The 15,025-nt window shown below is 73.8% G+C and carries 8 protein-coding genes; 5 read left to right on the forward strand and 3 right to left on the reverse strand.

Features of this window, described 5'->3' with window-relative positions; translation table 11 throughout:
• The first annotated feature begins 628 nt into the window (after window positions 1–628).
• Both ACIBBH_RS13435 and ACIBBH_RS13440 read left to right on the forward strand, forming a co-directional pair.
• Window positions 629–2,713 carry an asparagine synthase-related protein gene (locus tag ACIBBH_RS13435; RefSeq protein WP_399404369.1) on the forward strand — a complete coding sequence of 695 codons (2,085 nt, stop codon included), beginning with the start codon at window positions 629–631 and terminating at the stop codon, window positions 2,711–2,713.
• Between the two features lie 140 nt (window positions 2,714–2,853).
• Window positions 2,854–6,144 (forward strand): BTAD domain-containing putative transcriptional regulator, encoded by a 3,291-nt coding sequence (locus ACIBBH_RS13440; protein ID WP_399404370.1) that lies wholly within the window; start codon window positions 2,854–2,856, stop codon window positions 6,142–6,144.
• On the opposite strand, the gene ACIBBH_RS13445 is transcribed toward ACIBBH_RS13440, so the two are convergent.
• Both ACIBBH_RS13445 and ACIBBH_RS13450 read right to left on the reverse strand, forming a co-directional pair.
• Window positions 6,131–8,029: a sigma-70 family RNA polymerase sigma factor gene (locus ACIBBH_RS13445; RefSeq protein ID WP_399404371.1), complete on the reverse strand. Its 1,899-nt coding sequence runs from the start codon at window positions 8,027–8,029 to the stop codon at window positions 6,131–6,133. The two genes, ACIBBH_RS13440 and ACIBBH_RS13445, sit on opposite strands and share 14 nt — an antisense overlap.
• Before the next feature lie 201 nt (window positions 8,030–8,230).
• The gene (locus ACIBBH_RS13450; RefSeq protein WP_399404372.1) at window positions 8,231–9,007 is read right to left on the reverse strand and encodes a TetR/AcrR family transcriptional regulator; all 777 of its coding nucleotides are present in this window, start codon (window positions 9,005–9,007) and stop codon (window positions 8,231–8,233) included.
• A gap of 380 nt (window positions 9,008–9,387) precedes the next feature.
• Here ACIBBH_RS13450 and ACIBBH_RS13455 point away from each other — a divergent pair, with 380 nt between their 5' ends.
• Window positions 9,388–10,764, forward strand: coding sequence for an NAD(P)/FAD-dependent oxidoreductase (locus tag ACIBBH_RS13455; RefSeq protein ID WP_399404373.1), 1,377 nt, complete (start codon window positions 9,388–9,390; stop codon window positions 10,762–10,764).
• Between the two features lie 130 nt (window positions 10,765–10,894).
• Window positions 10,895–12,550 carry a SpoIIE family protein phosphatase gene (locus ACIBBH_RS13460; RefSeq protein ID WP_399404374.1) on the forward strand — a complete coding sequence of 552 codons (1,656 nt, stop codon included), beginning with the start codon at window positions 10,895–10,897 and terminating at the stop codon, window positions 12,548–12,550.
• A gap of 50 nt (window positions 12,551–12,600) precedes the next feature.
• On the opposite strand, the gene ACIBBH_RS13465 is transcribed toward ACIBBH_RS13460, so the two are convergent.
• The gene (locus tag ACIBBH_RS13465; RefSeq protein ID WP_399404391.1) at window positions 12,601–13,866 is read right to left on the reverse strand and encodes an MFS transporter; all 1,266 of its coding nucleotides are present in this window, start codon (window positions 13,864–13,866) and stop codon (window positions 12,601–12,603) included.
• A 135-nt stretch (window positions 13,867–14,001) separates the two neighbouring features.
• Between ACIBBH_RS13465 and ACIBBH_RS13470 the strand changes: the two genes are divergently transcribed.
• On the forward strand, window positions 14,002–14,550 hold the full coding sequence (locus ACIBBH_RS13470; protein ID WP_399404375.1) for a MarR family winged helix-turn-helix transcriptional regulator: 549 nt from the start codon (window positions 14,002–14,004) through the stop codon (window positions 14,548–14,550).
• The last annotated feature ends 475 nt before the right edge of the window (window positions 14,551–15,025 follow it).

Below are 15,025 nucleotides of genomic sequence, written 5' to 3' on the forward strand. Positions count from 1 at the left end.
ATCCCAAGCGTTAAGGGGCATTGTTCCGGTTGGCGGGATTGTGGTCCGTGCGGAAGTGGCGGCCGTGTACGCACCGTGCACGGCCTGTCGCGGCGTGCCCCCGCCGTGTGGCCGTGCGCCCGCCCGTGCGCTCTTCTCCGGCCACCGGGGGAGCGGTTCCATGGCTCATGCGTGGGTCGGCCCGCTGTACTGGATCCAGTGGGCTGGGGGACACCGCCGCCTTCATCCCCGCGGGTGGCGGACCGGTCCGGGAGGCGACGCCCGCCTCCCGGACCGTGCGCCGCTCCGTGCACTGCGCAGAGCCTGTACGGAGCGTGCTCAAGCCTGACCGCGCCGCGCCGAATTGGCCGAAAATCGACCCCGTCTCCGGAGGGCGATCACCGCTCCTACCACGGTAGTTGAGGGCGCGAAGGGCGTTTTCGGGGAGTGTTTCAGGGGCGCATTCGTGTCGCAGCCGCCTTGCGCCGTAAAGGGGTTGGCATCTGAGCGGCTTCCGTGCGGATAGGCGCGCGTGGTCGCGCCGACCGGATCGAAGGCGGCGCCGTCGCCCCTCGGGGGCGCGTTCTTCATGGCAGCATGGGACCGGTTCGTACGGTGCACTGGTTGTCCACAGGCTGTGGAGGCGTCCATGCGGTGGTTGGTGGGATGGAGCAGCACCGCCGCCGGGGCCGCCGGAATCGGCTCCGCCGGCGCCGTCGGGGACGACGGGGAGACCGTGCACCCGATCGGCTCCCAACTCCTGTGGGGCGACCCGGATCCGCTGTGGGCGGTCGGTGACTGGCGCCCGGACGAGGTGCGGGTGGTGAAGGCCGACGCGCAGAACCGCATCGCCGTCCTGGGCACCTGCGGCGCCTCCGACGAGGAGCTGCGGCTCGGCCTGTTCTCCGCGCGCGGGGGCGCACTCCGGCATCTGACGGCCTGGCCCGGCAGCTACACGGCCGTCGTCCAGGCCGGCCGCCGCGTCACCGTCTGCGGCGACCTCGCGGGCGCCCGCCCGGTGTTCCACACCCCCTGGGCGGGCGGCACGGCCTACGCGACGGCCGCCCTGCCGCTCGCCGACCTCATCGAGGCCAACCTCGACTTCGGCCACCTCGCGGCCCTGCTCGCCGCCCCCGACGTACCAGCCGCGTTGTACGACTCCACGCCCTACGACGGCGTGCGGCGCGTTCCGCCGGGGCATGCGCTGATCCTGCGCGCGGGGGCGCGCGAGGTCGCCGGGTACGAGCCGGTCGCCTCCCTCGCGGTGGCGGCGCCGTCGGCCGACCCCGACAGCGCGGTGGACGCGGTGCGCGACGCACTCGTGGACGCCGTCCGCGCCCGCCTCTCCGCGCCCCGGCACGTCCCCGGGGCCGGCATCGACCCCGGTCCGGTGCCGGGCATGGGGCCCGCCGAGCGGCGGGCCGCACGCGGGACGCCGGTTCCCGGGATCGGCGCGGACCTGTCCGGCGGCCCGGCGTCGGGCACCCTCGCGCTGCTGGCGGCAGGGCTGCCGGGCATGCCGGGGACGGTCCTGGGACACGGCACCGGCGCCGGGGAGCGCCTGCTCGCCGTCACCTTCAACGACCTGGCCGTGGGCGGCAGGGAGGCGGAACTGGAGCGCGCGGGGGCGCTCGCGGCCAGCCCGCGCCTGCACCACGTGGTGGTGACCGGCGGCGAGGAGGTCCTGCCGTACGCCGACCTCGACGGCCCGCTCACCGACGAGCCGGGACCCTCCCTGATCTCGGCGGCCCGCCACCGCGCACGCCTGGCCGCCGGCAGCGCGGACCACTTCACCGGACACGGCGCCCGCCAGGTCCTCGACGCGCACCCCGCCCGCCTGGCGGACCTCCTCATGGACCGCAAACGGCGCCACCTGGTGCGCCCGGTCGCCGCGCTGGCCAAGGCGGACGGCTCCGTAATGGTCCCCGCGCGCGTGTACAGCGCGGCACGGCGGCTGGCGCGGACGCCGTACCGGGCCGGCGTGGAGGCACTCGCCGAACGGCTGCTGCGCCGCCGCTTCGACGAGCCCGGAGGCGCGGTCGGAGCGTCCCTCGCGGCGCTCACCTGGGGCAGACCCGGGCCGGCGGCACGCTGGCTGACCGGAGAGGCGCTCGCTGAAGTATCGGTTCTGCTCCAGGGGGCGGCGCACCGCTCCGGGCTGGGCCCCGGCCAGCGACCGGGAGATTACCGCGCGCGTGCCGCGCTGGCCCGCTACGCGGCGGACATCCGGGTCCTCGAACAGGCCGCCGAGGTCCGCTTCCAGCGCCTGCACGCCCCCTACCTCGACAACCAGGTCGTGCGCGCCTGCCGCGCCCTCCCCGAATCCCTGCGCGTCCAGCCGGGAGCCCGCGCCGACATCCTGCGTACGGTCCTGGAGGGCGCCGGCATCACCGACCTCCCGCCCGGCTGGGGCGCCCCCTCCCACGCCTCCTCGGCCGCCGCCGCCCGCACGGGTCTGAGGGTCGCCGCCGACTCCCTCGTCTCCCTCTTCGCCACCCCATTGCTCGCCGAGGCCGGCCTGGTCGAGGCCCGCGTCGTCCGCAAGGCACTGCGCGGCGCGGCGGCGGGCGAACCCCTCCCGCTGGACGGCCTCGCCGACCTCGTCTCCCTGGAACTGTGGCTGCGCCGCCTACTCTCCCGCCGCGGCACCTGCTGGACGGGAACACCGGCACGCGCGCGTGCGGTGCCCGCCGGGATCACACCGAGGCGCGGGGCGCTGGCCTCCGGCGGTTGAGCGGCTCGCGTGCGGGTGAGTGGCCTGCCTGCGGGTGAGTGGGGCTCACTGTCCCCGGGGCTACGCCTCCGCCCCGCGTTCGGCGGCCTCGTCCTCACACACCGGTCGGCCTGGATGATGCGGACCGGCACAATGACCTGATGCGGTACAGCATCCTGGGCGTAACCCAAGCGACGGACGACCAGGGCACCCCCATACCCCTCGGCGGCCAACGCCTCCGCGCCCTCCTCACCGCCCTCGCCCTGCGCCCCGACCGCACCACCACCCCCGACACCCTGATCGACGAGGTCTGGACGGACGACCCGCCCCAGGACGCCCCCGCCGCCCTCCAGGCCCTGGTCGGCCGCCTCCGCCGTACCCTCGGCAAGCACACCGTCGCCTCCGACCCCGGCGGTTACCGCCTCACGGCACCCGAGGAGGACGTCGACCTCTTCGTCTTCGAGCGCCTGGTCCGCGACGGCACCACCGCCCTCGACCGCGGCGACCCGGCCACCGCACACCGAACCCTGACCGAGGCGCTCGCGCTGTGGCGCGGCCCCGCCCTGGCCGACCTCCCCGACCGCACTGCCGCCGCCGCCCGCCCGGAGGCGCTCCGCCTGGAGGCGACCCGCGCCCGGGCCGACGCGGCCCTGCGACTGGGCCGCGCCCACGCCGTCGTACCGGAGCTGAAGGAACTGACCACCGCCCACCCGTACGACGAACCGCTGCACGCCCTCCTCATCCGCGCCCTGCGGGACACGGGCCGCACCGCCGACGCCCTCGCCGCGTACGCATCCGCCCGCCGCACCCTCGCCGACGCCCTCGGCACCGGCCCGGGCCCGGAACTCCAGGCTCTGCACGCGTCGTTGCTCAAGGAGAAACCTCCGTCAGCCCCGGTCCGCACGGGCAATCTCCGCCCCCGCCTCACCTCTTTCGTCGGGCGGGAACCCGAACTCGAAGCCGTTCGTTCCGACTTGCACCGGGCCCGTCTCGTCACCCTCACCGGACCGGGCGGCTCGGGAAAGACCCGTCTCGCCGAGGAGGCCGCCGCCGGCCACCCGCAGCCGTGGCTGGTCGAGCTCGCCCCGCTCGACCGGCCGGAGGCGGTCCCCGGCGCGGTGGTCAGCGCGCTCGGTCTGCGCGAGACCGTGCTCATGACCAACGACCTGGTGGTCCCCCAGGCCGACCCGCTCGCCCTGCTCGTCGAGTACTGCGCCCCGCGCAGCCAGCTCCTGATCCTTGACAACTGCGAACACGTCATCGGCGCGGCCGCCCACCTCGCCGAGACGCTGCTCACCCGCTGCCCGGGGCTCACGATCCTCGCCACCAGCCGTGAACCCCTGGGCGTCCCCGGTGAGTCGGTGCGCCCGGTCGAACCCCTCGTCCCCGAGCAGGCGCACCGCCTCTTCGCGGAGCGCGCGGCGGCCGTCCGCCCCGACGCCGCCGCCGCGCTGGCGGACACCGCGGCCGTGGACGAGATATGCCGCCGCCTGGACGGCCTGCCGCTCGCCATCGAGCTGGCCGCGGCCCGGCTCAGGCTGCTGACGCCCCGGCAGATCGCCGACCGCCTCGACGACCGCTTCCGCCTGCTCACCTCCGGAAGCCGCACGGTCCTGCCCCGCCAGCAGACCCTGCGCGCGGTCGTCGACTGGTCCTGGGAGCTGCTCGACGAGCGGGAGCGGACGATGCTGCGCGAGGTGTCGGTGTTCGCCGGCGGCTGGGACCTCGCGGCGGCGGAGGCCGTGTGCACCGGCCCGGCGGCGGACCTGGTCGGCGCGCTGGTCGACAAGTCCCTGATCGTGGCCACCCCCTGCGAGCGGGACGGCTCCGCCCATGGCAGCGGCATGCGGTACCGCATGCTGGAGACCATCCACGAGTACGCCACCGAGCGCGCCGCCGAGGTCCCCGGCCTGCGCGCGGCGGCCGAGCGGCGGCACCGCGCGTGGGTGCGCGCGCTCGTCGAGGAGGCCGAGCCGCTGCTGCGGTCCGGTGAGCAGCTGCCGTGGATCTCCCGCCTGGAGACCGAGCTCGACAACATCCGCGCGGCCCTCGACCGCGCGGTGCGCACCGGCGACGAGGCGGAGGCCGGCGCGCTCGTGCTCGGCATGGGCTGGTTCTGGTGGCTGCGGAACTACCGCCAGGAGGCCGTGGAGTGGGTGCAGCGCGTCCTGCGCCTGGGTGTCGCCCTGGACATCCTCCCCAAGGACGCGCCGGCGGCGGAACTGCTCTCGCTGGCCGACTCCGCCGACCCGGTCGGCGCCTTCCTCGACGCCCCGCACGGGGAGACCCGGCATCCCCGGCACGCCCTGCGCATGGATCTGCGGATGCTGCATCTGTTCCTGATGTCCGAGGGCGGCTCCCCGTTCCCCGCGGCGGACGAACGGACCCCCGCCTACATCGCCCGGGTGCGGGCCGCCTACGAGGGCGGCGGTCCGCACGCCGCCCGGATGCCGGGCATCGTCTGGCCGCTGACCACCTACTACCTCGGCGGCCCGGTCGAGGTCCGGCCCTTCATGGACGCGACAGTCGCCAACTGCCGCAGGTATGGCGGCGACTGGGAGATCGGTGTCGCCCTGATGTTCCGTACCCACATGGTCGTGGACTCGCCCGGCAACCTGCGGGGCGTCGACGACGACCTGGCCGAGCTGCGGGTGCTCGCCCGGCGGGTGGGGGACCGCTGGATGCGGGCGCAGGTGTGCAGCGCGTCGGGCGAGGCGGCCATGGCGCGCGGCCGGTTCGAGGAGGCCGGGAACGACTACGAGGAGGCGCTGCGGCTCGCCTACGAGGTGGGCGCGTACGCCGAGTCGCCGTTCCTCGTCGCCCGGCTCGCCGAGATCGCCTACCGCTCCGGGGACCGCGAGGCCGCGCTGGCCTCCCTGGACGAGGCGGCCACGGCCGCCGAGCGGTACGGGGTGGCGGACTCCCGGGCGTTCATCCTGGTGCTGCAGGCGCACATCGCCCAGGACGACGGGGACACCGCCCGCGCGCGCGAGTTGTGCGATGCGGCGCGGGAGGCGGCGGGCGAGGGCACACCGCCGCCGCAGTTCCGGGCGGCGCTGGACGGCGCCGACGCCCTCGTCACGGCAGCGGAGTCCGGACCCGGGCACGGGCTGCCGATCGTGGCCCGGGCCCTGCGGGAGGCGGTGGAACGGCGGTGCGCCGAGGCGATCACGGCGGCGCTCGTGGACATCGCGGCGGATCTGCTGGCCCGGCTCGGCGACCTGCCGGGCGCGGTCCGGCTGTTCGCCGCCGCCGACCACTGGCGCGGCGGCCACCCGCGCCCCGAGCCGGCGCACACGGTGGCCGAACGCGTCGACGCCGCCGCCCGCGCCGCCCTGCCCCCCGACCGCTACGCCGCCGAGCGAACCCGGGGCGCCTCCCTCACCGCCGACGGCGTCCTGCGCGAGCTGGACCGGGCACCGGCCGCCACCGGCGGGCCTACCGGCAGGTGAACCTCGCCGCCGCCCAGTCAGCGAGCGCGACGGAGTCCACGGCGGTGTGCGGCTCGGCCACCAGGCGCACAGCCTTGCGGCCCGCCGGGCTCACATGGACGGGGAGGGCCGGGTCCCCGCCCGCGGCCACGCCGGACGTCCACAGCCGGACGCCGTCGGCGTAGACGGAGAAGGAGACCTTGCCGAGCCCCGGCGTCAGGTCGTCGACGCCGGCCAGCGCGTCGTAGGCGGAGCACGAGCGGTTGAGGTCGACGGTGACGGAGGACTCGCCGTGGACGGTCACACCGTGCGCGTACCGCTTGCCGGCGACCGTCACGCCGTACCGCTGCCACACCCAGCTGCTGTCGACGAGCCGCATCTCGGGCGCCGTGCCGTCGCCGGTGACGTCGTAGCGCAGCTCGCTCCACTGGTGGACGACCGGTGCCGGCGGGGGAGTGGGCGCGGGCGTGGGGGCCGGCGTGGGCTTCGGTTTCGGCGGCTCGGGAGTGGACGTCGGCGTCGGGTCCGAGGTCGGGGCCGACGCCGGCCGGGTGCCCGGGGTGTGGGCGGGCGTGGGAGAGGGGGCGCGCGTCGTCCGGGCCGGGCTCGGCTTGGGCGCGACGACCGGCTGCGCGGGCGCGGGCTCCTTCTTCGCAGGCGCGGGCGCCGGCGACTCCGGCCGGACCATCGGAGCGGACGGGGACGGCTCGACCGTCTTCCTGACCGGCTGGTCGTGGTTCATCAGGGCGAACGCCATCACGGCCGCCCCGGCCGCGACCACACCGGCCGCGACACCGGCCTTCACCGGCGCGGACACCCCCTCCGAGGCCGCCGCCCCGCCGCCCGCATCCGCCCCGCCGGACGAGCCGACCGCCGCGGCGCCCGCGCCCGCGGCACCCACTCCGGCGCCACCGGCGATGATCCCGAGCGCCTTGGCGTACCCCGCGGCACCGAACCAGCCGATGACCGCGACCGGCACGACGGCGGGGATACCGCCGGCGACCTCCTCGATCTGGGCAGCCGCCAGCCGGCACCTGGCGCACTCCTCCAGGTGCTTGCGCAGGCCCCGCTCGGCGCGGGTGCGCAGCCTGCGCCGGGCGTACGTGCCGAGTTGGCCGGCGTAGCGGGCGCACTCCTCGTCGTGGGCGAGGGCCGCGCTGACGTGGGCCTGCAGGTAGGCCTGCTTCAGGCCCTCGCGGGCGCGGCCGGCGAGCACGCGCGTGCCGTTGGCGTCCAGCCCGAACAGCACGGCCACCTGACTCGGCGACTCGTCCTCCACCTCGGTGTGCCACAGCACGGCCTGCCAGCGCTCCGGCAGCGAGCGGAACGCCTGCATGGCCAGGGACCGCTCGGCCTCGTGCATGGCGCGCACATCGGCGCCCAGATCGTGCGTGCCGCCGTCGGACACCTCGGAGAACCGCGCGGACTGCGCGGCGAACACCGCGAAGTCGTCGACGAGTTGCTCACGCCGCGACGATCTCGTCCAGTGCGCGGCCACACGCCGGACCGAGGTGAGCAGATAGGCGCGTACGGCGTGCTCGGGGCCGGAGCCGCCGCGCACCGCCTGCAGCATGCGGACGAAGACCTCGGCCGTGAGATCGTCCGCGGTGTGCGCGTCGCGGCAGCAGGTACGGGCGTAGCGGCGCACCGCGTCCGCGTGCCGCCGGTACAGCTCCTCGTACGCGCTGTCGTCGCCCGCGCGCATCCGCCCGACCAACTCGCCGTCGGCGGGCGGCAGTTCCCTGGGTGGCAGGAAGCCGCCCTCGCGCTGGGCCGGGACGGCGCCCTCGGCGCGGCCGGGCGGCACGCCCGCCCGGCGGCCCCGGCTCGGCACCCGCGGGCAGGTCAGCCCGCCGGTAGCCGCGTCCCCTTCACCGAGTAACTCGTCCCGCCCGTCACCACTCATCGCGGAAAGCCCCCGCCACCAGCCCAGCCAAGCCCGACCCGATCACCCGGTCAGAGTGCCACACCGGCTTTTGTCCAGGTCTCCGCCTTTACGGACCATCCACTCGTCCGAGCGTAACTGCCGCCGCGCCGTACGGGGCGTCACCCGGACGAGGAGGGCCCAACGGCCCGCCCCGCCCGGATGCGGTCAACGCCCCTCCCGTCACGCCGGACGGGACCGCAGCCCCTCCAGCAGGATGTCCAGCAGCCGCGACGAGGCCGCCGCCTGCTGGGCCGCGTCCGGCAGCGAGGGCGCCGCCGTCGCGATCACCAGCAGTACGTCCGACACCGACACGTCCGACCGCAGCTCGCCCGCCGCGCGCGCCCGCTCCACGAGCCGGCCCACCACGTCGAGCAGCGCCGCCGCCCCCGCGTCGTCCTCGGCCGCCGCCGTCGGCCGCTCGGGCACCAGCCGCAGCTCACCGGCGCCCGGCTGGGTCCGCTGCTGCGGCACCCGCAGCTCGTCGACCACGGCGTCGTCGCCGTCCTCCGCGACACCGATCCGCAGCACCTGCGGCGGCAGCAGCCGCCCCGCGCCCGAGGCCACCGACGTGCGCAGGAAGCGCGACAGCGCCGACCACGGCTCGTCCTCCTGCCCGAGCGCCGCACGCGCCTGGTCGGTCAGCCGGGAGGTCTCCTCCTCGGCTATCCGCCGCACCAGGACGTCCTTGCTCGGGAAGCGCCGGTACACCGTGCCGACGCCGACGCGTGCGCGCCGCGCCACGTCCTCCATCGGCGCGCCGTAACCCGACTCGCCGAAGACCTCGCGCGCCGCACGCAGCACGTGCTCCAGATTGCGCTGTGCGTCCACCCGCAGCGGCGTCGTCCGCGCACCATCCGCGCGTACGTTGCCCGTCGCAGCGGTCATCGCTCCGCCCACCGCCGCGCCACCGGGCGCGACAGCGGACGTGGATGCCCAACGAGTGTCCTGAATATGCATGTGTTTTCCCCCGGTTAATGACGTCTCCCCCCGGAGACTCTCCCCGCCACTGAATGAGGAGTGTTGTGGAACAGGCGCCGTTCCATGACCGGGACCGCCCGTCGCGGACCCGTTCGACCACATCCCCTACACCCCGTCGACACGAACATAGTTGAGAGGCTGTCAATTCAGAAGGGGCAGGTTCCGCACGGACCGCCCCCCGATCGGAGTACGGGGCACATACGTCCCGATTCCGCACCCCCGCACCCGCCTGCCCGCCCCAGCTGACCTGCCCGTTTTCGCCCGGATCTGCCGATTCGGCCAATCCCGCGCACGCTCGCGCTCCGGTCACACAAATTGCCGGCGCTGTGGACAAACAACAGCGCCGGGTGCGTCATGGGATGGTGAAGGAACGTGCGCGCATTCTCGTTGTCGGCGGTGGCTACGTCGGGATGTACACGGCCCTGCGCCTGCAGGCGAAGCTGAAACCGGAGCTCAGACAGGGGAACGTCGACATCACTGTCGTCACTCCCGATCCCTACATGACGTACCAGCCGTTCCTTCCCGAAGCGGCCGCCGGCCTGATCTCCCCTCGGCACGTCGTCGTACCGCTGCGCCGCGTCCTGGACCAGTGCCATGTCGTCGTCGGCGAGGTGACGTCCATCGACCACGCGGGCCGCACCGCCACCCTCACCACGCTCGCCACCGAGGAAGGCGGGCCCGCCGAACAGCTGGCCTACGACGAACTCGTCCTCGCCCCCGGCTCGATCTCCCGCACGCTCCCCATCCCCGGCCTCGCCGAGCACGGCATCGGGTTCAAGACCGTCGAGGAGGCCATCGGCCTGCGCAACCACGTCATCGAGCAGATGGACATCGCCTCCTCCACCCGCGACCCCGCCATCCGCGACGCCGCCCTCACCTTCGTCTTCGTCGGCGGCGGCTACGCCGGGGTCGAGGCGCTCGCCGAACTCGAGGACATGGCCCGCTACGCCGCGCGCTACTACCACAACGTCCGGCCCGAGGACCTGAAGTGGATCCTCGTCGAGGCCTCCGACCGCATCCTGCCCGAGGTCGGCGAGGCGATGGGCCGCTACACCGTCACCGAACTGCGCCGCCGGGGCATCCAGGTCCTGCTCGAGACCCGCCTCGAATCCTGCGCCGACCGCGTCGCCGTACTCAGCGACGGCCAGCGCTTCCCGACCCGTACCGTCGTCTGGACCGCCGGCGTCAAACCCAGCCCCCTGCTCGCCGCCACCGACCTCCCGCTCAACGCACGCGGCCGGCTCAAGTGCACCGCCCAGCTGACGATCGACGGCACCGACCACGCCTGGGCCGCGGGCGACGCCGCCGCCGTCCCCGACGTCACCGCCGCCCAGCCCGGCACCGAAACCGCCCCCAACGCCCAGCACGCTCTCCGCCAGGCCAAGGTCCTCGGCGACAACATCGTCCACGCCCTGCGCGGCGAACCCCTGGAGACCTACGCGCACAAGTACGTCGGCTCCGTCGCCTCCCTCGGACTGCACAAGGGCGTCGCCCAGGTCTACGGACGCAGGCTGAAGGGCTACCCTGCGTGGTTCATGCACCGCGTCTACCACCTCAGCAGGGTGCCCACCTTCAACCGCAAGGCCCGCGTACTCGCCGAATGGACCCTCGCCGGGCTCTTCAAACGGGAGATCGTCTCCCTCGGCTCGCTCGAACACCCCCGTGCGGAGTTCGAACTCGCGGCCGGTGGAAAGCCTCCTCACAGCCCCACGAACGACCCGAAGGGGTCGTCCTGACCGGACCGAGGAACTCCACGGCCCGCCCCGGCGTCTGACGGATGTCGTCGCGGACGGCCACCTGTCAGACTGCCCCACGCCCTCGGACGGGCACCCGCCCGCCCTCAGCACCCACGAGGCTTTTCCCACTGTGAACTTCACGCGCTGGAGCGCCCGGCTCCCCGGAACGCAGCGCCGCGCGGCAGCGCGGACCGAGCACGCGGTCTCCCCGGACCGGCGGGGGGAAGGCTCCGTGCCCGCGGCCCGCGCCGAACAGCTGACCGACGGCACCCTGTCCGTGCCCACCGTCGACGAACTGCCCGCGCGCGAGGTCCTCGACCGCGTCCCGGCCCTCGTCGCCCTGGTGCACGGCCCCGACCACCGCGTCGCCTACCTCAACGACGCCTACACCGCGGCCTTCGGCGCACGCCCCCAGGGCGCACCCGCCCGCGAAGCGCTCCCCGAACTGGCCGAACTGGGCCTGATGCCCCTCCTCGACCAGGTCCTGCGCAGCGGCAAGCCCCGCACGCTCAAGTCCCGCAAGGCCGTCGACGGCCGTTCCTACACCTTCACCTGCACCCCCGTCGCCGAGGACGGCGACCGCGCGGGCGACGGCGCGGTGCTGGTCTTCGCCACCGACGTCACCGACCACGCCGAGGCCGCCGCCCGCCTGCGCGCCAGCGAACGCCGCCAGCGCGAGACGGCCGTGACCCTGCAGAGATCCCTGCTCCCCCAGGAACTCGAACAGCCCGACGACCTACGCATCGCCGCCACCTACCAGCCCGGCGGCACGGAGGCCGCGGTCGGCGGCGACTGGTACGACGTGATCACCCTCGGCGGAGGCCGCACCGCACTCGTCATCGGCGACGTCATGGGCAGAGGCGTACGGGCCGCCGCGGTCATGGGCCAGCTCCGTACGGCCGTCCGCGCGTACGCCCGCCTCGACCTGCCCCCGCACGAGGTCCTCCAACTCCTCGACGGCCTCGCCACCGAGATCGACGCCAACCAGATCGCCACGTGCGTGTACGCCATCCACGACCCGAACGAGGGCCGGCTGGTGTACGCCTCCGCCGGCCACCTCCCGATCCTCGTCCGCGACGAGACCGGCACCGTTCAGCGCGCCCCCGACGAACCGACCGGCCCGCCGCTCGGCACCGGCGGCTGGATTCACTCCTCCGGCTCGGTGCCGCTGGGACCCGGCTCCACGGCGGTCCTCTACACGGACGGCCTGGTGGAGCGGCGCAACGAGGACCTGGACGAGGGCATCGCGGCCCTCGAGCGCGCCCTCGCCGGCGCGACCGGCACCCCCCAGGTCGTCTGCGACCGCCTCGTCCGCTCCGCCGGCGTCACCGCCGACCACGACGACGACGTGGCCGTCCTCGTCCTCCAGCACCCCGCCCGTACGGGCCCCGACGGCGACCTCTTCCGCAACGCCGCCCTGGAACTCCTCGGCGGCGTGGAAGCGGCCCCACGCGCGCGTGCGTTCGCCTCCGGCGTCCTGACCAGCTGGCGCTTCCCGACCGACCTCCACGACCTCGGCGTCCTGGCCGCGTCCGAGCTGGTCGCCAACTCCCTCCAGCACGGCACCCCGCCCATGCGGCTGAGGCTCCGCCGGACCGACCGCCGCCTCATCGTCGAGGTCACCGACGGCGACGACCACCTCCCCCGCCGCCGCCGCGCCGAGCCCGGCGACGAGTCGGGCCGTGGCATCGCCATCGTGGCGACCATCGCCTCCAACTGGGGGTCACGGAGGACGCCGGGGGGCGGAAAGGCGGTGTGGTGCGAGTTCGTGCTGCCGCGGCCGTGAAGTGACCGCGCCGGACCGCGCGGCCCACCCCCGCAGCCAGCGACGGGTACCTATGCCTCCGCGGCCACCGGCTCCGCGCTCGCCCCACCCCGGGCAACCACCCGGCTGGACCCGGCGGCCCAAGGCCGGTCCTGCGCATCCGTCAGCGACCGCCCAAGCCGCACCGCCAGCACACTGATCCCCAGCGAGAACAGCAGGAAGGTCACAACGTACGGCCCGTGCAGCGAGGCGCCAAGCGGCCCACCCACCGCCGGCCCCACAGCCAGCGCCAACTGCTTCACCAGGGCGAAAGCGGAGTTGTACTGCCCCGCCCTCCCCGCAGGCGCCAGGTCGGCCACCAACGGAGCCACCGTCGGCGACAACATCGCCTCACCCAGCCCGAACAACGCGTACGTCGACACGAACGCGGCCGTCGCCATCGCCTGGCTGCCATGCCCCAGCCCCGCGTACCCCGCGGTGCCCCACGCAACGGCCCAGATCAGCCCCACGCCCGCGATGACCTGTGACCGCCGCCGCCGTTCCACGAACTTCAGCACGGCGAACTGCGCCACCACGATCATCGCGGTGTTCGCGGCCAGCGCGGTTCCCAGCGCGGACGTCGATATCCCGGCCGCCTCCACGCCGTACGCGCTCAGCCCCGACTCGAACTGTCCGTAGCAGGCGAAGAACAGCACGAAGCCCAGCACGCACAGCTGCACCATCGCCCGGTTCCCGAGCAGCTGCTTCCAGCTTCCCTTCGACGCCCCGGCCGGCGCGTCCTCGATCCGCGGCGAGTGCGGCATCCGCACCGTCGACATCACCACGACCAGCAGCAGGAACATCGCCGCCTCGATCGCGAACAGCAGAGTGAAGGACGAGACCCGGGTCGTGTCCACCAGGTGACCACCGATGAGGCCACCGATCCCCAGCCCCAGGTTCTGCAGGAAGAACTGCGTCGCGAACGCCCGCGACCGCGTTTCCGCCGTCGAGCAGTCCACGATCATTGTGGCCAGCGCCGGCTGCATCACCGCCTGTCCGGCCCCCAGCGCCGCCGCCGACAGCAGTACGGTCGCCGCGCTCCCCGCCAGTCCCAGGCTCAGCGCACCCAATGCGGCAGTGACCAGGGCGGCGAGCAGGACCGGCAGCGGGCCGCGCCGCACGATCGCCCGGCCGGCGAACGGCAGCACGATCAGCGCGGCCACGGCGAAGACGGCGAGGACGAGCCCCGCCGTCATGGCCCCCAGCCCCCGCACCTGCGCCACATAGACGTACAGGTAGGGGACGGTGAAGCCCATCCCGAAAGCGCTGAGTGCGTTTCCCGCGTGGATCCGGCGCATCTCTGCGCCCATCGCCCTGGTCACGTTCACCTCTCTTAACTAGTTAGGAGTGAAGACTTTAAAGCTAAAGTTCGAGGCTAAAGACTACACATCGAAGGACTTCAAGGCAAAGTGGCTCCGTGCGATACTGCGCCCATGGCCGACACTCCCGGCGTCACAGAGCCGACGCTCGAAGAACAGATCGCCGCCTATCAGCGCGAGTTCCAGGACCTCGACCCCCAGGTCGAGAAGATCGTGTCGGCGCTGTCCCGCCTGAACCGCCGTATGAACGTCGCGTACGGCCGTCAGACCGCCGCCCTCGGCATCAGCAACGCCGAGTGGGAGGTGCTGAAGGCCCTGGTCCTCTCCGGTGCCCCGTACCGCATGGGCCCCAGTGACCTCGCCAAGCGGCTCGGTCTCACCCCGGCCGCAATGACCCACCGCATCGACCGCATGGTCGCCGAGGGACTGGTCACCCGGGAGCGCGACGAGTCCAACCGCGTGCGGGTCATCGTCGAGCTGACCGCCGAGGGCCGCGAGAAATGGCTGGAGGCCATGCGCCTCGCGACCGTCTTCGAGGAGGACCTGCTCCAGGACCTCACTCCGGCCGAGCGCGCGGTGCTCGGCGAGGTCCTGACCCGGCTCCTGCGTCGCGTGGAGCATGCCCAGCCGGACGCCGGTGGCCGCCTCAGCGACCTGGACTGAGCCGCAACAAAGATCTTGACAGGGGACGCTTGACACCGCCCTGCCCGCTCCGTAGAGTTCTTCGGGTTGCCGCGGAGCCGTAACGGTTCTTCGACAGCACCTCCGCCGCCGCGAGCGGCACCTCAAACCACAGCACGATCTCCCCGCGGGGTTGATTTCGGCATGCCCGAATTCAATTCGAATAGGGACTCGGTGGCCCGATTGGGAATCGCCGGGCGGATCCGCTAAGGTTTGAGACGTCGGAACGGCCGGACGGCCGGGAAGACAACCCCCTCTGACGGGGAATCAGACGCCGAAAGGATCTGATAGAGTCGGAGCCGCCGGAAAGGGAAACGCGAGAGCGGGAACCTGGAAAGCACCGAGGAAATCGGACCGGAAAGGTCTGATAGAGTCGGAAACACCGAAGGGAAGCCCGGAGGAAAGCCGCGAGAGAGTCTCTCGGGTGAGTACGAAGGAAGCGACCGTTCCTTGAGAA

The sequence above is a fragment of the Streptomyces sp. NPDC051636 genome, assembly GCF_044453765.1.
In the GTDB taxonomy this organism is placed as follows: Bacteria; Actinomycetota; Actinomycetes; order Streptomycetales; family Streptomycetaceae; genus Streptomyces.